At 43.7% G+C, this 332-nt stretch carries 1 protein-coding gene; it reads left to right on the plus strand.

The window, feature by feature from the left end; all coding sequences use genetic code 11:
* Positions 1 to 51: 51 nt before the first annotated feature.
* Positions 52 to 291 carry a GIY-YIG nuclease family protein gene (locus J1G40_RS18310; protein ID WP_265244110.1) on the plus strand — a complete coding sequence of 80 codons (240 nt, stop codon included), beginning with the start codon at positions 52 to 54 and terminating at the stop codon, positions 289 to 291.
* Positions 292 to 332: the final 41 nt, after the last annotated feature.

The raw sequence follows: 332 nt of genomic DNA on the forward strand, positions 1-332 counted from the left end.
GACGCGGAGGTCGTCACGCCAGAGGCGTGACCACCCCAACTAATAAGGATTATGTTTGTATATATTCTTTTTAGTGATCAACGTTCAAGATATTATGTAGGGCAAACTACTGATATCGATAAAAGATTGAAAAGACACAATCTGGGAAGAGTTCCATCTACTAAGTATGGAGTTCCCTGGAAGTTAGTTTTGCAGATAAGTGTTTCAAACAAAACTGAAGCTTTAATACTAGAGCGGAAGATTAAGAAGCGAGGAGCAAAACGTTATTTAGATGACCATCTCGGGGTGTAGCGTAGCCCGGTTATCGCGCCGCGTTTGGGACGCGGAGGTCG

This window comes from Muriicola sp. Z0-33 (assembly GCF_026126425.1).
Classification (GTDB): Bacteria; Bacteroidota; Bacteroidia; order Flavobacteriales; family Flavobacteriaceae; genus JAFMPW01.

Excerpts from the sequence above, each read along its gene's own strand:
- J1G40_RS18310 (WP_265244110.1), top strand. The coding sequence starts at position 52 with ATGTTTGTATATATTCTTTTTAGTGATCAACGTTCAAGATATTATGTA.